The sequence below is a fragment of the Pseudomonas putida W15Oct28 genome (assembly GCF_000708715.2).
In the GTDB taxonomy this organism is placed as follows: Bacteria; Pseudomonadota; Gammaproteobacteria; order Pseudomonadales; family Pseudomonadaceae; genus Aquipseudomonas; species Aquipseudomonas putida_R.
On record NZ_JENB01000034.1, the window covers coordinates 38,877 to 59,463 of the forward strand.

19 protein-coding genes are annotated in these 20,587 nt (G+C 63.3%); 11 read left to right on the forward strand and 8 right to left on the reverse strand.

Annotated elements, in window-relative coordinates; all coding sequences use genetic code 11:
- The first annotated feature begins 130 nt into the window (after positions 1 to 130).
- The 4 genes from AK81_RS20810 to AK81_RS20825 all read left to right on the forward strand — a co-directional run bounded on the left by AK81_RS20810 (position 131) and on the right by AK81_RS20825 (position 2,930).
- Positions 131 to 682: a DUF4174 domain-containing protein gene (locus tag AK81_RS20810; protein WP_043202022.1), complete on the forward strand. Its 552-nt coding sequence runs from the start codon at positions 131 to 133 to the stop codon at positions 680 to 682.
- Positions 683 to 854: 172 nt separating this feature from the next.
- Positions 855 to 1,331: an HvfA family oxazolone/thioamide-modified RiPP metallophore gene (locus tag AK81_RS20815; protein ID WP_043202023.1), complete on the forward strand. Its 477-nt coding sequence runs from the start codon at positions 855 to 857 to the stop codon at positions 1,329 to 1,331.
- Positions 1,332 to 1,405: 74 nt separating this feature from the next.
- A complete protein-coding gene (locus tag AK81_RS20820) occupies positions 1,406 to 2,239 on the forward strand; it encodes an HvfB family MNIO-type RiPP peptide maturase (RefSeq protein ID WP_043202024.1) in 834 nt (277 codons plus the stop codon).
- On the forward strand, positions 2,232 to 2,930 hold the full coding sequence (locus AK81_RS20825) for an HvfC family RiPP maturation protein (protein ID WP_043202025.1): 699 nt from the start codon (positions 2,232 to 2,234) through the stop codon (positions 2,928 to 2,930). The genes AK81_RS20820 and AK81_RS20825 overlap by 8 nt, the downstream gene beginning before the upstream one ends.
- 132 nt (positions 2,931 to 3,062) lie before the next feature.
- On the opposite strand, the gene AK81_RS20830 is transcribed toward AK81_RS20825, so the two are convergent.
- From AK81_RS20830 to AK81_RS20840, 3 genes are all read right to left on the reverse strand, one after another.
- Positions 3,063 to 3,551, reverse strand: coding sequence for an HvfX family Cu-binding RiPP maturation protein (locus AK81_RS20830; RefSeq protein ID WP_043202026.1), 489 nt, complete (start codon positions 3,549 to 3,551; stop codon positions 3,063 to 3,065).
- Positions 3,552 to 3,798: 247 nt separating this feature from the next.
- The gene (locus AK81_RS20835) at positions 3,799 to 5,085 is read right to left on the reverse strand and encodes a sensor histidine kinase (RefSeq protein ID WP_043202027.1); all 1,287 of its coding nucleotides are present in this window, start codon (positions 5,083 to 5,085) and stop codon (positions 3,799 to 3,801) included.
- Complete coding sequence (locus AK81_RS20840) at positions 5,082 to 5,822, reverse strand: response regulator (RefSeq protein WP_019471113.1); 741 nt, start codon at positions 5,820 to 5,822, stop codon at positions 5,082 to 5,084. The genes AK81_RS20835 and AK81_RS20840 overlap by 4 nt, the downstream gene beginning before the upstream one ends.
- A 270-nt stretch (positions 5,823 to 6,092) precedes the next feature.
- Between AK81_RS20840 and AK81_RS30270 the strand changes: the two genes are divergently transcribed.
- From AK81_RS30270 to AK81_RS20850, 4 genes are all read left to right on the forward strand, one after another.
- Complete coding sequence (locus AK81_RS30270) at positions 6,093 to 6,266, forward strand: hypothetical protein (protein WP_176393862.1); 174 nt, start codon at positions 6,093 to 6,095, stop codon at positions 6,264 to 6,266.
- Between the two features lie 69 nt (positions 6,267 to 6,335).
- Positions 6,336 to 6,569, forward strand: coding sequence for a hypothetical protein (locus AK81_RS28605; protein ID WP_081042123.1), 234 nt, complete (start codon positions 6,336 to 6,338; stop codon positions 6,567 to 6,569).
- Between the two features lie 1,042 nt (positions 6,570 to 7,611).
- Positions 7,612 to 7,887 (forward strand): DUF2790 domain-containing protein, encoded by a 276-nt coding sequence (locus AK81_RS20845; protein WP_043202033.1) that lies wholly within the window; start codon positions 7,612 to 7,614, stop codon positions 7,885 to 7,887.
- Positions 7,888 to 7,897: 10 nt separating this feature from the next.
- Positions 7,898 to 8,413, forward strand: a complete 516-nt coding sequence (locus AK81_RS20850; RefSeq protein WP_043202035.1) for a thioredoxin family protein — start codon at positions 7,898 to 7,900, stop codon at positions 8,411 to 8,413.
- Positions 8,414 to 8,530: 117 nt separating this feature from the next.
- Here AK81_RS20850 and AK81_RS20855 read toward each other — a convergent pair whose 3' ends face one another.
- Both AK81_RS20855 and aroQ read right to left on the reverse strand, forming a co-directional pair.
- Entirely contained in the window at positions 8,531 to 9,379 is an 849-nt protein-coding gene (locus AK81_RS20855; protein WP_043202037.1) for a shikimate dehydrogenase, read from the reverse strand.
- Positions 9,376 to 9,825: a type II 3-dehydroquinate dehydratase gene (gene aroQ / locus AK81_RS20860; RefSeq protein WP_043202039.1), complete on the reverse strand. Its 450-nt coding sequence runs from the start codon at positions 9,823 to 9,825 to the stop codon at positions 9,376 to 9,378. The genes AK81_RS20855 and aroQ overlap by 4 nt, the downstream gene beginning before the upstream one ends.
- A gap of 240 nt (positions 9,826 to 10,065) precedes the next feature.
- Here aroQ and AK81_RS20865 point away from each other — a divergent pair, with 240 nt between their 5' ends.
- Genes AK81_RS20865 through AK81_RS20875 form a run of 3 tightly spaced genes read left to right on the forward strand, consistent with a single transcriptional unit; the run spans position 10,066 to position 15,689 of the window.
- On the forward strand, positions 10,066 to 11,319 hold the full coding sequence (locus AK81_RS20865; RefSeq protein ID WP_043202042.1) for a TolC family protein: 1,254 nt from the start codon (positions 10,066 to 10,068) through the stop codon (positions 11,317 to 11,319).
- Positions 11,312 to 12,526: an efflux RND transporter periplasmic adaptor subunit gene (locus AK81_RS20870; RefSeq protein ID WP_043202044.1), complete on the forward strand. Its 1,215-nt coding sequence runs from the start codon at positions 11,312 to 11,314 to the stop codon at positions 12,524 to 12,526. The genes AK81_RS20865 and AK81_RS20870 overlap by 8 nt, the downstream gene beginning before the upstream one ends.
- 16 nt (positions 12,527 to 12,542) lie before the next feature.
- Positions 12,543 to 15,689 (forward strand): efflux RND transporter permease subunit, encoded by a 3,147-nt coding sequence (locus tag AK81_RS20875; RefSeq protein WP_043202046.1) that lies wholly within the window; start codon positions 12,543 to 12,545, stop codon positions 15,687 to 15,689.
- A 133-nt stretch (positions 15,690 to 15,822) separates the two neighbouring features.
- On the opposite strand, the gene AK81_RS20880 is transcribed toward AK81_RS20875, so the two are convergent.
- From AK81_RS20880 to AK81_RS20890, 3 genes are all read right to left on the reverse strand, one after another.
- The gene (locus AK81_RS20880) at positions 15,823 to 17,160 is read right to left on the reverse strand and encodes an MFS transporter (protein ID WP_043202049.1); all 1,338 of its coding nucleotides are present in this window, start codon (positions 17,158 to 17,160) and stop codon (positions 15,823 to 15,825) included.
- Positions 17,161 to 17,311: 151 nt separating this feature from the next.
- Positions 17,312 to 18,070: a hypothetical protein gene (locus AK81_RS20885; RefSeq protein WP_043202070.1), complete on the reverse strand. Its 759-nt coding sequence runs from the start codon at positions 18,068 to 18,070 to the stop codon at positions 17,312 to 17,314.
- A gap of 254 nt (positions 18,071 to 18,324) precedes the next feature.
- Complete coding sequence (locus AK81_RS20890; protein WP_043202052.1) at positions 18,325 to 20,475, reverse strand: TonB-dependent receptor; 2,151 nt, start codon at positions 20,473 to 20,475, stop codon at positions 18,325 to 18,327.
- Between the last annotated feature and the right edge of the window lie 112 nt (positions 20,476 to 20,587).

Consider the following 20,587-nt stretch of genomic DNA (forward strand, 5'->3'; position numbering starts at 1 on the left):
CCGGCCGGTCATGGAAATCGGAAGTTACCTTTGTGCCGAGCACGTCTGTGGCTGTTGGTTTAGGCTCCCGCGTCGGATCTTTCTCCATGATCTGTAGTCTTTGGTTTATCGAGAGAATAAGGAGATACGCATGCTCGTCCGGTCACTGACCCTCGCTACCTTGCTCGCTGTCGCCGGCCCGCTGCTGGCGGCCGACAGTGACGCACCGCTGGCCAAGGAAGTGGGCAAGGCCAGGCCCCTGGTGGTCATCGCGCCCAGCAGCGCAGACCCAACCTTGCGCGGATTGAACAAGGCCCTCGAGGACCCGGCCACCCAGGCCGCCTTCAAGGAGCGCAACCTGGTGCTGTACAGCGTCGCCAACATGATGGGCAAGCGCGAGGACAAGAATCTCGAACAACAGACCACCATGGCGCTGATTCGTGAGCTGAAACTGGGCGCGAGCAAGGGCACTAAGGTGATCCTGGTGGGCAAGGACGGCGAGCGGCACATACTCAAGGACGACGAGTCTGGCGAGGCCATCGACCCGCAGGCGATCCTGAAGGCGGTCGATGAACTGCCCGCAACCGAAAAGGCCGTGGCCGCACCTGAGCCACTAGCGGCGGCGCCGGAACCCAAGGCCAAGGAAAGCAAGCCAGCCAAGCCTGCCAAGCCGGCTGCGCCGCCAAAGCCGTTGGAAGACTGAACCCCTGCATCGGCCCCGGTGCCCCCGGGGCTGCCTTTCAGTGGTGTGTATTGCATTGTATCCGGCTGCACCACAGACCCACTCCCATACAAAACCGCAGGCTGCTCGATACAACCACGACACAGCGCAACGGCCTAATGGCTCCACTTTCCAACCACAGTGGAGCTGCATCATGACTCAAGTACGAAACGCCATCGGCCTGCTGGGCGCCGCCCTGATCGGCAGCATGGCCTTGACCAGCAGTGCATTCGCAGTTGAACCGTTGGCCCAGGGTTATCAACTGGCATCGGCCAAGGTGGCCGGTGAGGGCAAGTGTGGTGAAGGCAAATGCGGCGGCAGCGGCAAGGCCACCCAGAGTGAAGGCAAATGCGGTGAGGGTAAATGCGGTGCCAGCGCCAAGGCGGGGGCAGAGGGCAAATGCGGCGACGCCTCGTTCGCCAAGACCGACAGCAACCACGATGGCAAGGTTTCGCGGGAAGAGTTTCTCGCGGTGGCCAAGGACCGTGCCGGTGACTTCGACAAGATCGACCATAACCATGATGGCTTCATCTCTGAACAGGAAGCGGCGGATCACCTGAAGGCGATCTACCAGGCTAACGGCAAGGCCATGCCCGAGGGGCTGTTCAGTCACCTGGCCGGCAAACCCTGACCCACTTACCTTGACGTGACCCAACGTCCCTCCTGCTGGTCAGGCGGGGCGTTGTGCCTGTTGGAGGCCTGTTTATGCACCTTACGACGTTGAATACCGGGCTTGGCCTGCGTCGCGGCCTGCTGCCTGAATTGCTGGCGATGAATGCCAGTGCAGTGGACTTTCTCGAATGTGCACCGGAAAACTGGATTGCCGTTGGCGGTGCTTATGGCAAAGGCCTGGCCCAGCTGGCCGAGCGTTTTCCCATTACCTGCCACGGGTTGTCGTTGTCGCTGGGGGGCAGTGCGCCGCTGGATAGGAACCTTCTCAACCAGACCCGCCAGTTTCTTGATCGGCACCAGGTGCAGTTGTACAGCGAACACCTGAGCTACTGCAGTGATGACGGGCACCTGTACGACCTGATGCCCATTCCGTTTACCGATGAAGCCGTGCGCCATGTGGCCGCGCGTATACGCCAGGCGCAAGAGCACCTGGAACGGCGCATTGCCGTGGAAAACATCAGCTACTACGCCGCACCGTACCAGGCGATGAGCGAACTCGACTTCCTCCTGGCAGTGCTCGATGAAGCGGGCTGCGACCTGCTGCTGGACGTCAACAACGTCTTCGTCAATGCCTGCAATCACGGTTACGACGCCAGGGCTTTTCTTGCAGGGTTGCCCCCGGCGAGGGTTACCGGCATGCACGTGGCTGGTCATTACGATGAAGCACCGGACCTCAAGGTGGATACCCATGGCGCGCCGGTCAAGGAAGATGTGTGGGGGCTGTACGCGGTCGCCTGTGCGCGCTTTGGTGTGCAGCCGACTGTGCTCGAACGTGACTTCAACTACCCGCCACTGGCCGAGTTGTTGGCCGAGGCGGCGCGTATCCGCGATATACAGCATCGTTCGGGAGGCGAAGTGGATGAATGAGACCCTGCGTGAACAGCAACACACCCTGGCCCGGTACCTGCGCGACCCACAGCACAATGCCCCGCCGCCCGGCGTGGAGGCACGTCGCCTCAAGGTTTACCGTGAGTTGTTCTATGGTGCGATCGAGGGCCTGCTGGGCGGGAGCTTTCCGGTGATGCGCCAGGCCTTGGGCGAACAGCGTTGGCATGCCCGTGTGCGTGATTTCTATGCCAGCTACCGTAGCCAGACCCCTTTGTTTACCGAGATTGCCGAAGTGTTCGTCGACTATCTGCAAAGCGTCGAGCTGGATGCGCCCTGGCAGTTGGAGCTGGCCCACTATGAGTGGATCGAGTCGCAGCTCTACTTGAGCGATGCCGAGGACCAGGTGCATGACCCTGCGGGTGACCTGCTGAACGGGGAGCCGCTGTTGTCTTGTGTGGCGCGGGTGCTGGCCTATCGTTGGCCGGTGGAGCGCATTGGGGCGGACTATCAGCCAACGATTGCACCCGAGACGCCTACCTTGCTGCTGGTTTATCGCGATGCCGGGTTGCAGGTGCGCTTTGCGCGGTTGGCGCCGCTGGCGTATCGGTTGCTGGCGCTGGAGCAGGGCATCGGTCGGGCGCGGCTGGAGGCGTTGGGAGGGGATTTGCAGCAGGGGCTGGTATTGCTGGAGGGGTTGCGCGAGCAGGGCGTCATCATCGGTACAGTTTGAGGGCATTGGGGGCGCTTTGCGCCCCATTCGCGACACAAGGCCGCTCCCACAGGTATGGCGCAGCATCACTGGCGGCGTTGTACCTGTAGGAGCGGCCTTGTGTCGCGATGGGCTGCAGAGCAGCCCCGGCGATCACCTGCTGAACTGCATTGCAAGCCAATGATCAAGGCTCAATCGCCCAGCCCCTTTCAGCAGCAGTGGCAACAACGCTACCAGGTAGATCAAGGGCAGTTTGAAATTGCCAAAACCCTGGTCAGTAATGGCATATCCCTGGGCCAGCTCAGCCAGGCTCGACCAGTGCGCCGGCCAGTGCACCGCCGCTATTGCCACCACGGTCACCACCATCAGGCCCAATGATGCCAGCCGCGTCCCCAGGCCCAGCAACAGCAGCAACGGCAGTATCAGTTCCGCCCACATCGACAGCTGCCAGTTCAGCTCGGCTGGCAGCTGGTTGAACGGGAACGGGAAGCTGCCTTGCAGGTCTGCGAACCAGTTGCTGCCGTTGAATTTCTCCAGGCCGGATTCGAAAAATTCCCAAGCCAGGAACAGCCGTAACGGCAGGTCGCCGCTCCAGCTGCCGAAGCGGTCGAAGGTGGTCAGGGTGCGGGTCAAGGTAGTCATGTGTTTCCCGGGGAGTGGTTGTGTGACCGGGAGTGTGTCGGGGTGGGGTATCTGCAGTGTGTCGGGGGAGATGGCGTTGTGTATCGGTTTGTACTCATGCCTCAGGCGATCCGCGCTTTCTTTGTGGGAGCGGCCTTGCGTCGCGATAGGGCCGCAACGCGGCCCCGGCAATTCATGCTGCGAAGCTGAAAGCCTGGGGCTGCTTCGCAGCCCTATCGCGACACAAGGCCGCTCCCACAAAAGCCTGTCATGAGAGTTCGATCTGGGCGCAAAGCCCGCCACTGACGCGGTTGCTCAGGGTCAGTCGACCGCCCATGGCCTGGATCAGCTGGTGAGCAATGGCCAGCCCCAGCCCGGTGCCACCGGTGCTGCGGTTGCGTGACCCTTCTACGCGGTAGAACGGCTTGAGCACTTCGCCCAGCTCGTCGTCGGGAATGCCAGGCCCGTTGTCGAGCACACGGATCACGGTCATCCCGCCCTCGCGGCACACTTCAAGCTCGGCAGCACCGGCAAACTTGAGCGCGTTGTCCACCAGATTCACCAGTACCCGGCGCAGGGCATGCGGGCGGGTTTCCAGCAGGCTGCCGCTGCTGCCATGGCGCTCCACCTGGGCGCCGCTGTCCTGGTAGTCGAACACCAGGCTGTCGAGGAAGGCATCGAGGTTGACCCGGCACGGGGCTTCAGTGCTGGTATCCATGCTGCGTGCGTACGCTACGCCTTCGCGGACCAGGTGCTCCATTTCGCCCAGGTCGCTCCACAGTTTGTCCTTCTCGACCCCTTCGTCCATCACTTCGACACGCAGCTTCATGCGTGTGATCGGCGTTTGCAGGTCGTGGGAGATGGCCGCCAGCAATTGCATACGCTCCTTGAGGTGGGCGGTAATGCGCGCTTGCAGGGCGTTGAAGGCCACGGCGGCGTAGCGCACCTCGCGCGGGCCGCTTTCATCCAGCTGTACGCCGGGCTTGTCTGGGTCGAGGTTGTCCACCGCGCGGGCCAGGCGGGTGAGAGGGCCTATGGCCAAGTGCACTGCCAACCAGGTGCACAACAACAAGACGGCCAGCTGGATCAGCAACACCGTGGGCAGCCAGCGGGCCACCGGTAACGGCGATGGAGTGACATCGATGGTCAGCGGTGCGCCATCGGCCAGGCTCAGGTGCACCTGGAAGTGGGCATTCGGGCCGGGGATGTCCTGGAAGGTCAGGCGGTAGTCGCTGCCGATGGCCTTGACGATCGACTCGGCGGCCATGGGCGGGTCGCTGCCGGGCATCGCCTCGCCGGCCAGGCCCTGGTCGAGACGGTAGCGGTAGGTATGCCGTTCCAGGCGCGGCAGCCAGGCCGCACGTTCGGCCGCGGGCAGGCGGTCGAGTATGGCCACCGATGTGGCCACGTCCTGCTCCAGGTTGCTGAGCATCATCGAGCGGCTGCTGATGTAGCGCTCGTAGGCCTGCAGGCCAAACGACAAGCCGTAGGCCAGCACCAGGCCGGTGAAGAAGATAAGCGCCAGGCGCGAAGCCAGGGTGCGTGGCCACTTCATGACGGCGACTCGAGCAGTTGCACCGGCAGCGAGAACACATAGCCTTCGCTGCGCACGGTCTTGATGCAGCTGGGTTCGCGGGCGTCGTCGCCCAGGCGCTGGCGCAGGCGGCTGACCAGCAGGTCGATGGAGCGGTCGAACAGGTCGGCTTCGCGGCCCTGGGTCAGGTTGAGCAGCTGTTCGCGGCTGAGCACCCGCTGCGGGTGGTCGAGAAACACCCGCAACAGGCGGTACTCGGCGCCACTCAGGGCCACCAGGGTGCCTTCGTTGTCGAGCAGGTGGCGCGCGGTGGTGTCCAGCCGCCATTGGCCAAAGCGCAGCAGGCGGCTGCTTTCGCTGATGGTGAGGTTGGGTGGCAGCATGCGCGTGCGGCGCAGCACGGCATTGATACGGGCCAGCAATTCGCGGGCCGAGAACGGCTTGGTGAGGTAATCGTCGGCGCCCATTTCCAGGCCGATGATGCGGTCGGTTTCATCGTTGCGGGCTGTCAGCATCAACACGGGCGTGTTGCGGTGCTTGCCGGCGCGCAGTTCGCGGCACAGCAGCAGGCCATCGTCGCCGGGCATCATGATGTCGAGGACGATCAGGTCGACGCTGTTGGCTTCGAGGAAGGCGCGCATCTGCCGGCCGTCGGCGACGATGCTGGTGCGCAGGCCGTTCTTCTTCAGGTAGTTGCCGACCAGTTCGCGGATTTCGCGGTCGTCGTCGACGATCAGGATGTGATCGACGTGTTCCATGCGCAGCGTTCCTGTTCAAATGGGTTGGCGCAGTGTACCCGGCGTATTCGCACTTGCCTGCGGGGTTTGTATTGCAGTGTATCTGGCAGGGACATACGACCCTGCATGAGGTGGTTTGGAGTGGCTCGGGCAGGCAGCGAAACGGTGAGCATTGACCGCCTGGCCGATAAAAGCCGGGTTTTACTCCGGTTTAGCGTCTGATTTCAGCGCAGAGCGTACAATGGCGCCTCGGGTAACTGTATTTCAGTGGCTCATTACCGAGTAGCCTGCATGTACCAGACATACCCCAGCCCAGCCCATAGAGCCCACGACCGCCTCTGCGAACAGATCGAAGCGTTCCTCCAGCAAGGCGGCCATATCCAGCAAGTAGCACGCGGTGTCACCGGTTCCCCGGATGGCGTATCCAAAGTTCAGTGGCACAAAGAGCGTACCGCCAAGCCGTGATGGCCGGCTTTGCTTCCTGAGCGCACCAGCATTCGAGCGCTTCAGTACCCACTTTGAAGGGGCACGCCCGTGACCGAAGAACCAAGCGACTGCGTGATCGCCGTTTGCATAGGTATTTCTGAACAACAAGTGACTCAATACCGCCGGGAGAGCTTTCTGCTCGGGGACGGGTCATGGCTCGTGCATTTCGCTTTCATCATGCCCAAAGAGCTTCGTCATCAGCTTACCGGAAGTTTTACTTTATTGTTGAAGGCCTCGCGAGCGCCTGGCGATGCCCGTCTGGCAAGCGAACTTGAATCATGAGGATAGTAAATACAGGCGCAGTTCGGGCTTTGTTATTTCCCAGTATTTACAGAAGCGGTGGTAACGAGTGCCCGGTGGTCTGATACCTGTTTTTAATCTTCGGGCAGGGCGCATACTCAATGGGCTCAGATTATCTGGGCCTATGAGAGGTGCCTATGTACGGTAAAAACCAGACAGGACCGGGCTCGCCGGAGAGTGATCCGGAAATGGATCAGGATCGCCAAGCGTTGGGCAATGCTAGTTTTGTTGAGTCCACCCCTGATGATCAGGACGATTACATTGATCCTGATACTATTCCTGAGGTTGAGCCAGTGCCTGCGGAAAAGCCTTCGGCCTCAAATGCATCCAGATTCAGTCGCCATTCTGACGGCCCTCATACCCCCTGGAGAAGCGCCTGGCTGCACTAGCCCTTTGCGCTGCGTTTCACATATCGATGAAACTATGATGAGCCAATGAAACAGGTGGCTCTATCGAGGTATTTATGAAAGATAAGCAAACCGCGCAAAGCGGTAACTGCTCGGGTGATGGCGACAATAAATCCACTCAGAATTCCAGCAAGGGTGAAAATAGAGGAGCGCTTACAGAGCGTGCTTCGAGGGCAGAGTTATATAGCCGTCACGATAAAGTTGAGCCTGCGAGTGACAAGAAGCGCTAGTTTGTTTCGCTGGCGAAGTCGGTTTCAGTTTTCCTTGATGCGCCATGAGGGGGCGATATGACTTCGGTTTGTTTGGCAATGTTCAGAACAATTTGCCTGTTCATTCGGGGCGCTGGCACATTTTTCTGGAATGCATCCATCACTGCCTGAGTCTATTGTATCCCTTTGTACAAGTCGGGCGCCCTTCGTGGGCGCCTTCTTTGTTTTTAACTACCTGCTTACAAAAGCTTTTTTAGGATTTGACGAGGTTTGGCCGACAGGCGTGCAGCTACAGGAGGACGCACAGGAGCGTGGTGAGCGACACATAAGGGATACTTGGCAGGCGTCAAATGGCTCTCGACCGGGGACAACACCCCCCACCGCCAAGCGTTACACAGGAGAGATGCCATGAACTTCAAGACCCTCGCCAGCGCCAGCCTGTTCGCCGTGCTCAGCTTCGGCGCCATTGCCGCCCAGGCCGCCAGCGCACCCATGGGCGATACCGGTGCCATGCAGTACCGCTACGGTGAGCATCTGGATGTGAAGAAAGTGCTGTCGGTACAGGACGACCAGAGCAACGGCTGCGGGCTGGTGAACACCCGCATGGACTACCTCGATTCCAAGGGTCATCAGCAGAGCGTGCAGTACCGCACCTACGCCACCGGCGGTTGCCATGAGAATTGATCGCCGCCTGATGCTGAAGGTGGGTGGTATTGCCCTGGCCCTGACGGGGCTGGGTTTGGCAGGGCACCTGATGGCCCGTGACAGCTACGGCGCGATGCCGTCGCTGTCGGGGGCCAGCCAGTGGATCAACTCGACACCGCTGGATGGGCCAGCGCTCAAGGGCAAGGTGGTGTTGGTGGACTTCTGGACCTGGGACTGCATCAACTGCCAGCGCAGCCTGCCACATGTGAACGACTGGGCGCGGCGCTATGCCGATCAGGGGCTGGTGGTGGTGGGCGTGCATACCCCGGAGTACGACTACGAACGTGAAGTGGGCACACTGCGCAACAAGGTGGCCGGGCTGGGTATCGGTTACCCGGTGGCGGTGGACAACGACCATAAGGTGTGGGATGCCTGGGGCAACCAGTTCTGGCCGGCGCATTACTTTGTCGACCGCAAGGGGCAGGTGCGCCATGTGCACTTTGGCGAGGGGGATTATCGCGGGCAGGAACAGGTGATACAGGCGCTGCTGGATGAGAAAGGGTGATTGCCTGTGCCGGCCTATTCGCGGGCTTGCCCGCTCCCACAGGGAATGCGCAATCAGTGAATATTGCGCAATACCTGTGGGAGCGGGCAAGCCCGCGAAAAAGCCAACACCGATCAGTCAGGAAAAACTGGCAAAGTGCGCCTGCATCCGCGCCGCATTCGCCTCGCAACCGCTGAACAGCTCGAACGCCTTTACCGCCTGGAACACCGCCATGTTGCTGCCATCCAGCGTGCGGCAACCCAGTGCCCGAGCCGCGCGCAGCAGTTCGGTTTCCAGCGGGAAGTAGATGATTTCCGCCACCCACAAGCGCGCATGCAGCAACTCGACCGGCAGCGGTGTGCCGGGTAGCTTGGCCATGCCCACCGGCGTGGTGTTGACCAGCCCGTCCGCCTCGACCAGGGCCGTGGCCAGGTCGGTGCCGAGCACGGCGCGACCAGCGCCGAAATGGCCATTCAGGTTGTCTACCAGCGCTTGCGCACGTGCCGCATCCACTTCGAACAGCACCAGTTGCTCGACCCCTTCACCCAGCAGGGCGTGGGCCACAGCCGAACCGGCGCCACCGGCACCCATCTGCACCACCTGGCGCCGAGCCACGTCAGGCAGGCCGCGGCGCAAGCCTTCGGCAAAGCCCAGGCAGTCGGTGTTATGGCCGACACGCTTGCCGTCCTTGAGCACCACGGTATTCACCGCACCGATGCCACGGGCTTCGTCCGACAGTTCGTCGAGCAGCGGCAGGATCGACTGCTTGAACGGGTAGGTGATGTTCAGCCCGGTGAAGCCGGTGTGTTGCGCGGCGTCGAGCAGGCCGGGCAGGGCGCTGTCCTCCAGTTGCAACTGGTCGGCATCGATCAGACGGTACAGGTAGCGCAGGGCCTGGGCGTCACCTTCGTGTTCGTGCAGGGCGGGGGTACGCGACAGCTGGATGCCGCGGCCGATCAGGCCGGCGAGGATGGCGTGCTGGCTCATGCCGTGCGCTCCTGGAACATTTCGGCGAAGTGGCTGAGGGCCATGCGGTAGCCATGGCTGCCCAGGCCGCAGATCACGCCGACGGCGATGGACGATACGAATGACAGGTGGCGGAACGGCTCGCGCTTGTGCACGTTGGACAAGTGCACTTCGATGACCGGCAGTTCGCTGGCCACCAGGGCGTCGCGGATGGCCACCGAGGTGTGGGTCCAGGCGCCAGGGTTGATCACGATACCGGCGCAGCGGCCGCGGGCGGCGTGGATCCAGTCGATCAGTTCGCCTTCGTGGTTGGTTTGGCGGAATTCGATTTCCAGGCCGTGGCCATGGGCAGTATCGGCACAGCTTTGGGCAAGGTCAGCAAGGGTTTCGTGGCCATATTGGGCAGGCTCGCGGGTACCCAGCATGTTCAGATTGGGGCCGTTGAGCACGAGAATAAGGGGCTTCATGACGGACATCGCTTTGTTGTTGTTGGATGCACCTAGTTTTGTACCGACTGGTTAGTTTAGTCAATTGGCCTAAAACGTCGTACCGGGAAAGTGGGCGATTATCGAACTCTTGAAAGGCCGCTCCTACAAGTGATCTGTGTCTCTACGCGTGCATTACAGAATTGTAATTTTCCCGCCACCACCACGATAACCACGGCTTTCTACAGTGCCTCGCCTACACGCGTCGACGAGGATTTGTTCGTGCCTATCCCCCGCAAGATCGCCTTGCTCTGCCTGGTGCTGGCCAGTGCCAGCAGCGCTCAAGCCAGTCAGAGCCTGAGTCTGCCCCAGGCGCTTGCCGCCGCCTTTGCGCAAAACCCGCAGCTGGCCGCAGCCGGCCGGGAAATCGGCATTGCCGACGGCGAGCGGCGTCAGGCCGGTTTGATCCCCAACCCAGAGCTCTCCTGGGAGGTCGAGGACACCCGCCGCGACACCAGCACCACCACCGTCACCCTCAGCCAGCCGCTGGAACTGGGCGGCAAGCGTGGCGCACGTATTGCCGTGGCCGGTACCGGCCAGGCCATTGCCCAGCTTGGCCTGGAGCGCCAGCGCAATGGCCTGCGTGCCGATGTGGTGCAGGCCTTTCACGCAGCCTTGCGCGCGCAGACCGCACTGGAGCTGGCGCAGCAGTCGCAGGCATTGACCGAGCGCGGGCTGCGCGTGGTGCAGGGGCGGGTGACCGCTGGCCAGTCCTCGCCCGTGGAGGCCACCCGTGCCCAAGTGCAACTGGCCCAGGCCCAGGCTGAAGTGCGGCGTGCGCAAACCCAGCGCGGCGTGGCCTACCAGGCGCTGGCACGCCTGACCGGTAGCCCGTTGGCAAGCTTCGACCCGTTGCAGGCCGCCAACCTTTCGCCTGGCGTCGCGCCCAACGCCGACACCTTGCTCGACCGGGTCGAACATACGGCCGAATGGCGCCTGGCTGCTGCCCAGGTCGAGCGCGGCGATGCGTCGTTGGGCTCGGAAAAGACCCAGCGTATTCCCAACCTCACCGTCAGCCTCGGCAGCCAGTACAGCCGCGAGGACCGCGAGCGGGTGAATGTGGTTGGCCTGTCCATGCCATTGCCGCTGTTCGACCGCAACCAGGGCAACGTGCTGGCGGCTGCACGCCGTGCCGACCAGGCGCGTGACCTGCGTAATGCCGTGGAGCTGCGCCTGCGCAGTGAAACCCGCAGCGCCGTCAGCCAGTGGCACACGGCGATGCAGGAGGTGGACGCCTACGACCGCACCATCCTGCCCTCTGCGCAACAGGCCGTGGACACCGCCACCCGTGGTTTCGAAATGGGCAAGTTCGCCTTCCTCGATGTACTCGACGCCCAGCGCACGCTGATCGAGGCCCGCGGGCTGTACCTCGAGGCTTTGACTGCGGCGACCGACGCGCGGGCGCAGGTCGAGCGGATCTATGGCGACCTCGATGCCCTGAGCACCCCTTTGAACAGCAGGAGCAACAATGACTAACCCACGCAAGATAGCCCTTCTGGTCGCCGCCATGGCCGCACTCGGCCTGGGTGGGCTGGCCTGGACCGGCAACCTCGGCCAGCCGTCGAATGCGCAGGCACGGCACGACGACCATGGCGAAGACAGCCACGGTCATGCTGCCGAGAAGGCCGCCGAAGGCCATGCAGAGGAAGGTCACGGCGAAGAAGAGGGCCAGCTGCACCTGTCCATCGCCCAGATCGAGGCCGCCGGCGTGCAGTTGGCTGCCGCCGGCCCTCGTGAGTTGGGCACCGCCTTCAGCTTCCCGGGGGAAATCCGCTTCGACGAAGACCGCACGGCTCACGTGGTGCCGCGTGTACCCGGGGTGGTCGAGGCAGTGCAAGCCGAACTGGGCCAGTCGGTGAAGCGCGGCCAGGTACTGGCGGTGATCGCCAGCCAGCAGATTTCTGACCTGCGCAGCGAGCAACAGGCCGCCCAGCGCCGCCTGGAGCTGGCGCGCCTGACCTTCCAGCGTGAACAGCAGCTGTGGCAGGAGCGCATCAGCGCCGAGCAGGATTACCTGCAGGCGCGCCAGGTACTGCAGGAGGCCGAAATTGCCTTGGCCAACGCCCGGCAGAAGGTCGCCGCCGTGGGCCCGGCCGGCGCAGGCAACCGCTTTGAGCTGCGTGCACCGTTCGATGCGGTGGTGGTGGAAAAGCACCTGACTGTGGGCGAGGTGGTCGACGAGAGCAGCAACGCTTTTACCTTGTCTGACCTGAGCCGGGTCTGGGCCACCTTCGCCGTGGCCCCGCGTGACCTGGACAAGGTGGTGACCGGCCGCAATGTCACGGTCAGCGCACCGGACCTGGGCGCCCAGGTCGAGGGCAAGGTCAACTACGTCGGCAGCCTGCTCGGCGAGCAGAACCGCGCCGCCACGGTGCGCGCCACTTTGGCCAACCCCAATGGCGCCTGGCGCCCCGGGTTGTTCGTCAATATCGCGGTCAGCGTCGAGCGCTTCAATGCGGCCGTGGTGGTGCCGGAAAGCGCCTTGCAAACCTGGGAAGAACAGACTGTTGTGTTTGCCCGCACCGAGGAAGGCTTCGAGGCCCGCCCGGTGAAGGCCGGCCGCCGCGACGCCGGCCATGTAGAAATTACCAGCGGCCTGGCGGCCGGTACCCAGGTGGCCGCCGCCGGCAGCTTTGTCCTCAAGTCGGAGCTGGGCAAAGGCTCGGCCGAGCATAGCCATTGATCACGGGGACACCTGCATGTTCGAACGCCTGATCCAATTTGCCATCGAGCAGCGCCTGGTGGTGATGCTGGCCGTGGTCCTGATGGCCGCGGTGGGTATTCACAGCTACCAGAAACTGCCGATCGACGCTGTACCGGACATCACCAACGTCCAGGTGCAGATCAACACCGCCGCGCCCGGCTACTCGCCGCTGGAGACCGAGCAGCGCATCACCTTTGCCATCGAAACCGCCATGGCCGGCCTGCCTGGGCTGAAGCAGACCCGCTCGCTGTCGCGTTCGGGCCTGTCGCAGGTCACGGTGATTTTCGAGGACGGCACCGACCTGTTCTTTGCCCGCCAGCTGGTCAACGAGCGCCTGCAAGTGGCCCGTGAGCAATTGCCCGAGGGCATGGAGGCGGGCATGGGGCCGATCTCCACCGGGCTGGGCGAAATCTTCCTGTGGACCGTGGAGGCCGAACAGGGCGCACTCAAGGAGGATGGCACCCCATACACCCTGACCGACCTGCGGGTGATCCAGGACTGGATCATCAAGCCGCAGTTGCGCAATGTGCCGGGGGTGGCCGAAGTGAACAGCATCGGCGGCCATGCCAAGCAGTACCTGATTGCACCGGAGCCCAAGCGGCTGGCGGCCTACAAGCTCACCCTCAACGACCTGATCGCGGCGCTGGAGCGTAACAACGGTAACGTCGGCGCCGGTTACATCGAACGCAATGGCGAGCAGTTGCTGATCCGGGCGCCGGGCCAGCTGGCCTCGGCCGAAGACATCGCCAATATTGTCATTTCCAGCGCTGATGGCACGCCGATCCGCGTCAGCCATGTGGCCGAGGTTGGCTTGGGCGAAGAACTGCGCTCGGGCGCGGCCACCGAAAACGGTCGGGAAGTGGTGCTGGGCACGGTGTTCATGCTGGTTGGAGAGAACAGCCGCGCGGTGTCCCAGGCAGTCGCCGCCAAACTGGTCGAGATCAACCGCAACCTGCCCAAGGGTGTGGTAGCGGTGACCGTGTACGACCGCACCAACCTGGTGGAAAAAGCCATCGCCACGGTGAAGAAGAACCTGATCGAAGGCGCCATTCTGGTCATCGCCGTGCTGTTCCTGTTCCTGGGCAACATCCGCGCCGCACTGATCACCGCCATGGTCATCCCGCTGTCGATGCTGTTCACCTTCACCGGCATGTTCAGCAACAAGGTCAGCGCCAACCTGATGAGCCTGGGGGCACTGGACTTCGGCATCATCGTCGACGGCGCCGTGGTGATCGTGGAAAACGCCATCCGCCGCCTGGCCCATGCCCAGCAGCGCCACGGCCGCATGCTGACCCGCAGCGAGCGCTTCCATGAAGTGTTCGCCGCCGCCCGTGAGGCGCGCCGGCCGCTGATCTACGGGCAGTTGATCATCATGGTGGTGTACCTGCCGATCTTTGCCCTGACCGGGGTCGAGGGCAAGATGTTCCACCCCATGGCCTTTACCGTGGTCATGGCCCTGCTCGGCGCCATGATTCTTTCGGTCACGTTCGTGCCGGCGGCCATTGCCCTGTTCGTCACCGGCAAGGTCAAGGAAGAAGAAGGCCTGGTGATGCGCACCGCGCGTCAGCGCTATGCCCCGGTGCTGGCCTGGGTGCTGGGCCGGCGCAAGCTGGCGTTTGCCGCCGCGGCGACGCTTGTGGTGCTGTCCGGGGTCATGGCCAGCCGCATGGGCAGCGAGTTCATCCCCAGCCTCAGCGAGGGCGACTTTGCCTTGCAGGCCCTGCGCGTGCCCGGTACCAGCCTGACGCAGTCGGTAGACATGCAGCAGCGCCTGGAGCAGGCAATCATCGCCCAGGTGCCGGAAGTGGAGCGGGTGTTCGCCCGTACCGGTACCGCCGAGATCGCCTCCGACCCGATGCCCCCTAACATCTCCGACGCCTATGTGATGTTGCGCCCACGCGAGCAGTGGGTGGCCCCGGGCAAGCCACGTGACGAACTGATCGCCGAGGTACAGCGTGCTGCGGCCAGCGTACCGGGCAGCAACTACGAGCTGTCGCAGCCGATCCAGTTGCGTTTCAACGAGCTGATTTCCGGGGTGCGCAGCGATGTGGCGGTGAAGTTGTTCGGTGATGACATGGACGTGCTCAACCGCACCGCCGCGCAGATCGCCAGCAGCCTGCAGGGTGTAGCGGGTGCGTCCGAGGTGAAGGTCGAGCAGACCACCGGCCTGCCGGTGCTGACCATCGACATCGACCGCGACAAGGCGGCCCGCCATGGCCTGAACGTAGGCGACGTGCAGGACGCCATCGCGATTGCCGTGGGTGGCCGCACGGCAGGCACGCTGTATGAAGGCGACCGGCGCTTCGACATGGTGGTGCGCCTGCCCGAAACCTTGCGTACGGATGTGGACGGGCTTTCCAGCCTGCTGATTCCGGTACCGGCCAGTGCCGCCGCGGGCGCTGCGCAAATCGGCTTTATCCCGCTGTCGCAGGTGGCCACGTTGAACCTGCAACTGGGGCCTAACCAGGTCAGCCGCGAGGATGGCAAGCGGGTGGTGGTGGTCAGTGCCAACGTACGAGGGCGTGACCTGGGCTCGTTTGTGGAGGATGCCGAGCAGACCCTGATCCAGCAGGTGCAGATTCCGCCGGGTTACTGGACGCGCTGGGGTGGCCAGTTCGAACAGTTGCAGTCGGCAACCGAGCGCCTGCAGGTGGTGGTGCCGGTGGCCTTGCTGCTGGTCATGGCATTGTTGCTGATGATGTTCAACAACCTCAGGGATGGCCTGCTGGTGTTCACCGGCATTCCGTTTGCGCTGACCGGCGGGGTGCTGGCGCTGTGGCTGCGGGACATTCCGTTGTCCATTTCTGCAGGTGTGGGGTTCATTGCCTTGTCGGGGGTGGCGGTGCTCAATGGGCTGGTGATGATCGCCTTTATCCGTAGCCTGCGCGAAGAAGGGCGCCCGTTGCGGGTGGCGGTGGAGGAGGGCGCGCTGACGCGCTTGCGACCGGTGCTGATGACGGCGCTGGTGGCTTCGCTGGGGTTCATTCCGATGGCCTTGGCGACCGGGACCGGGGCGGAGGTGCAGCGGCCGTTGGCGACGGTGGTGATTGGCGGGATCTTGTCTTCTACCGCGTTGACGTTGCTGGTGTTGCCGGCGTTGTATCAGTGGGCGTATCGGCGGGAAGAGCAGCAGGAGGGCTGAGAATTTGGGGCCGCTTTGCGGCCCTTTCGCGACACAAGGCCGCTCCTACAGGGACCGCGTCATCTTCCGGCCGACGCGGTCCCTGTAGGAGCGGCCTTGTGTCGCGATGGGCTGCACAGCAGCCCCAAAAATCTCAGATGGTACTACGGACTCCAGGCCGTACAGCATCCGGTCCCACCTCATCATGCAACGAAATCCGCGAAGTCTCCGGCAACGCCAACCCGCCCACCAACGCCACCAGCGCAATCACCACCAGGTAAAACGCTGGTGCCAGGCTGCTGCCGGTCTGCCCGATCAGCCAGGTCGCCACCAGCGGCGCGGTGCCGCCAAACAGCGTATAGGCCACGTTGTAGGTAATCGCCGAAGCGGTATAGCGGGTGCGGGTTGGGAAGCTCTCCGACAGCAACGCCGCGGTAACCACGCCACTGCACAAGGCCCCCACCGCCAGCAGGATCACCCCCAGCAGTGCGCCGGACATCGAGCCCGAGCTGGCCAGCCAGTACGCCGGGAACACGCACAGCATCACCCACAGGCAGGTAAAGCCAATGGTCTTGCGCCGCCCCACCCGGTCCGAAAATGCCCCGGCCAGCGGGCAGCCGACGGCGGCGAACAGCAGCGCCACGGTGGTCACCAGCAGCGACTGCGCGCGGGTCAGGTTGCCCACCAGTTGCAGGTACGTGGCGAAGTAGGTGGTGAACATGTAGAACGACAAGGCGGTCAGCGAGATGAACGCCCCCAGGTTGCGAATGACCCGGCCATGGTGACGCAGGGTGTCTTTGAGCGGCGAATGCTCATGCTCCTTGCCTTGGGCGACGGCTTCGCGAAATGCCGGGGTTTCTTCCATGCGCCAGCGCAGGTACAGGCCAACCAACCCCAGCGGTGCGGCGATCAGGAAAGGAACGCGCCAGCCCCAGGCATTCATCGCCTCGGCCGACAGGCTGGCTTCCAGCCCATAGGCGATCACGGCGGCGCAGGCGAAGGCGGAAAAGGTCGAGACCGGCACGAAGCTACCGTAGAAGGCACGCCTGTCGTTGGGCGCGTGCTCCATCAGGTAGGCGCAGGCCCCCGCGTACTCGCCGCCGGCAGAAAAACCTTGCAGGCAGCGCGCCAGGGTCAGCAGCACGGGGGCTGCCAGGCCGATACTGGCGTAGGTCGGTAGCAGGCCGATCAGGGTGGTGGAACCTGCCATCAAGAGGATGGTCAGCGACAGGATGCGCTTGCGCCCCAGACGGTCGCCCAGCGCGCCGAACACGATCCCGCCCAGCGGGCGAAGGGCGAAGGCCACGGCGAACACCGCGAACGTCTTGAGCAAAGCCACGCTGGCGTCTTCGCTGGCAAAGAACTGGCTGGCGATCAGGGTGGCGAGAAAGCCATACACGGCGAAGTCGAACCATTCGACGAAATTGCCGATGGCCGAGGCGGCGATCACCCTGCGCAGGGTGGCGGGGGATACCTCATGAGGTGCGGACATGCGGGGGCTCTCCGGTTCCATTGGCAGCCATGATGAAAGTGGCGCGGTCGGGCCGCGCCATCATTGTTGTGCTTGCCAGTAGATAACCGGGCGCAGGACGGTGCTTTGTCGAGGGCGACCTCGGGATACCTGATTCAACCGCTGTTGCGGTTTACAGCCGGCCCACCTTCCAGGGGGCGTATTCCATTTCACTGTAACCCTTGGCCTGGCCGTGCTCGTCGGCGCTGAAGCCTGGTAGCGTGCTCAGGTCAAGCGCCATGCAGCGGCTGTTGACTTCGGCCTGCAGCTTGCCATCGAGGCGAAAGTCATCCGGCCGGTTCGGGTGGGGATAGATCTGCACCAGGCAGCCTTGGACCTTGCCCTGCGCATTCGCCTCATAATAAAGCGAGGCCCTGCCGATGCTGTCTACCGGCTGGTCGCGGAACAGGTGCTGCCAGAAAAATTCACGTTGTGCATTGGCCTTGCGCCGCGCTGTTTCAGGCGCCTGGGCCGCAGCGGGCAGCACCACGAACAGGGGCGCACGTACTTCCACCGTGCCGTCTTCGTCGCGCAGCGACTTGGGCACCACGGGATAGATGGTTTTCCAGCATTGCGCCTCGACCACGCTGGTCAGCGACTTGAAGTCCGAGCGGGGCAGGTCGGCAGGCAGCACGGTTTCGTACTTGATCGGTGCCTTGCTGGCTTTGCAACTGATGGGCGCGGAATGCTGGTCGAGTTTGACATCCAGCATGACCACGCCGATCTGCTTGTCCGTGTCTGCTGTGGCGATGCCCAGCTTCAGGGCTTGTTGCATGTCGCTGACGAATGTCTGGCGCGCCTGTTTGTCCGCCTCGGAGGCAGGCCGGTTCTGGCAGCCCGCCATGGCGATGAGTGCGGCGGCCACGATTGCCGGAGACAACGATTTGAACACAGAAACTTCCTTGATGTGATTGAGCCGTGCATCAATGCCGGCGGTAATGAGAACCAACATTATTACTCGAAATGCGTGGGAGCTTTATATGGTTTGTGTGGAGAAATGTGGGCGCAAATGCCTTGCACAAAACCTGAAGCTGGCGCGATCACTGTGGGAGCGGGCAAGCCCGCGAAGCAGGCGACGCGATAGATGGCACCGGCTGCGCCGGTGTTCGCGGGCATGCCCGCTCCCACAGTGAACCGGGTTTGCGGTTAGAAGCGCATGTCCAGCGCCAGCTCCAAGGTGCGCGGCGGCCCCATGTAGTACTGGCTGTTGTAGGCCTGCTTGGCATACACCTCATCGGTCAGGTTGCGCACCCGCCCGGTCAGCGTGGTGTGCTCATCCAGCCGGTAGCGGGCGAACGCGCCGAACAGGGTGTAGGCCGGGGCCTTGAGGCTGTTGGCGTTGTCGGCATACACCGAGCCCACGTAGCGCCCGTCTGCGCCCACCGACCATGCCGACGACAGGCTGTAGGTCAGCCACAGGTTGGCGACATTGGCCGGCACGTTGGTCGGTGCATTGCCCTTGCGTGACACCGACTTGCCGTTTACTGCCTCGTTGAACTCATCGTACTGCGCATCGACATAGGCGTAGTTGGCCTCGGCCAGCAGTTTCGGCGTTACCTGGAGGCGACCGGACAGTTCGACACCGCGTGAGGTCTGCTGCCCGGCCTGGACCGTGAGGTTGGCGTCGGTCGAGTCGCGCACGGCAAAGTCCTTGCGCACGATCTGGTACAGCGCCAGCGTGGCGGCACCTCGCCCGTCGAGGAAGTCGAACTTGCTGCCCACTTCCCACTGCTCGCCCTTGGACAGGTCGAACAGCCCGACGTTGGAGTAGGTCGCCGCTGCCAGCGAACCGGCCGGTAAGTCGGCCGAAGAGCTGTACTGCACGTACACGCTGGCCGAAGGTGTCAACGCATAGGTCAGGCCGATGCGCCCGGACAGCGGTTCCCAGCGCCGTTCGAAATAGGCCGGCGAGGTGGGCGTGACTGCGCCGTAGTTGGTCACTTCCATGTCCAGGTAGTCGTAGCGCAAGGCGCTCAGCAGGGCCAGGCGCTCGGTCAGTTGCAAGCGGTTTTCGGCGAACACTGCACGGTTGATGACCTCGTGGTGGCGTTGCTTGGTCAGGCCGGCATTCACCCCGGGGATGTCATCGAAGCTGCCGGGGTCGAAGTGATCGGCATCGACCACGTCACTCCAGCTGGCGGAAGTGGGGTAGAGGGTCTGGCGCATGCGCGAGTATTCCAGCCCCAGCGACCATTGGCTGGCCAGGCTGAACAGCTGGTTGTCGTGGCGCAGTTCGATGCGGTCGCCCAGCAGGTTCTGGTCGTGGCGCTGCAGGTAAGGGCTGCTGCGCTGCACCTTGCCGTCGCTGGTGTAGGCGTAGCGTTCAAGGTTGCGGTAATCGCGCTGGGCGTTGTAGTGGTACAGCGTGTTCTGCACGCTGGTGCTGTCGCTGATCTGGTAATCGAGGATCGAGCGCAGCCAGCGCACCCGTTGCTCATAGCGGCCGTCAGCGACGTTGTAGTTTTCGAAACGGCGGCTGTTGTCGATCTTCATCGTGCTGCGCCCGGGCAGGATCGGCGAGCCCCAGTAGGGGCTGTCTTCGCGGTCTTCCTGGTACTCCAGCGCCAGGGTGTGGGTGAGGTTGGGTGCCAGGTCGCTGAGCAGCGAAAAGGCCAGGCTGTCGGTGTGCCGTTCGTTGCGGTCGACGTAGCCGTTGCCATGCCCGCGGCTGAAGTCCAGGCGCACGAAATGGCGGGCATCGGCGGGGTTGCTGGCCAGCGCCTGGTTGATCCCGAACGCCACCTCGCTGTCGTCGAAACTGCCATAGCGGATACGCCCGTCAATGATCTGCTGGTCGCGGCTGGCGAGTTTGGTGATGTAGTTGATCGAGCCGCCCACCGCGCCCGCGCCATGCAGGAACGAAGACGGCCCGCCAATCAGCTCGACGCGGTCGAGTACCCAGGCGTCCACTGGCCGGGTGGCGCTGCTGTAGCCCAGGTTGATGCCGTTGTACAACTGGGTGACCTGGTTCTGGGTAAAGCCGCGGTAGGCGACGAAGCCGCCAAAGCCGGGGTTGGCCGAGGCGTTGACACCGGTCATGGCGTTGACCACGTCCTGGCTGTCCTTGGCGCCGCGTTCTTCGATCAGGCGGCGGTCCGAGACGCTGACCGAGGCGGGCGTTTCTCGCGCGGTCAGTCCAAGGCGCGAACCGGTACGGATCGGCTCGTCCAGCTGCACGCCGCTGGCGGCGTCGCGTTCGCCGTCGATGGTGGTGGCGCCGAGTTCGACAGGGGCGGTTTCAGCGCAGGCAAAGCTGCAGGTGCCCATGAGGAGCACCAGAGAGGTCTTGCGAAGCATGTTTGTGTGTCTTCCACGCAAAGGTCATGGCTGACGGCGAACGCGCGCACAGGCGCGCCCGGCTGAAGTCAGGCGAAATGAAGTACGGCTGCGGGGAAGACGGCGGGGGAGG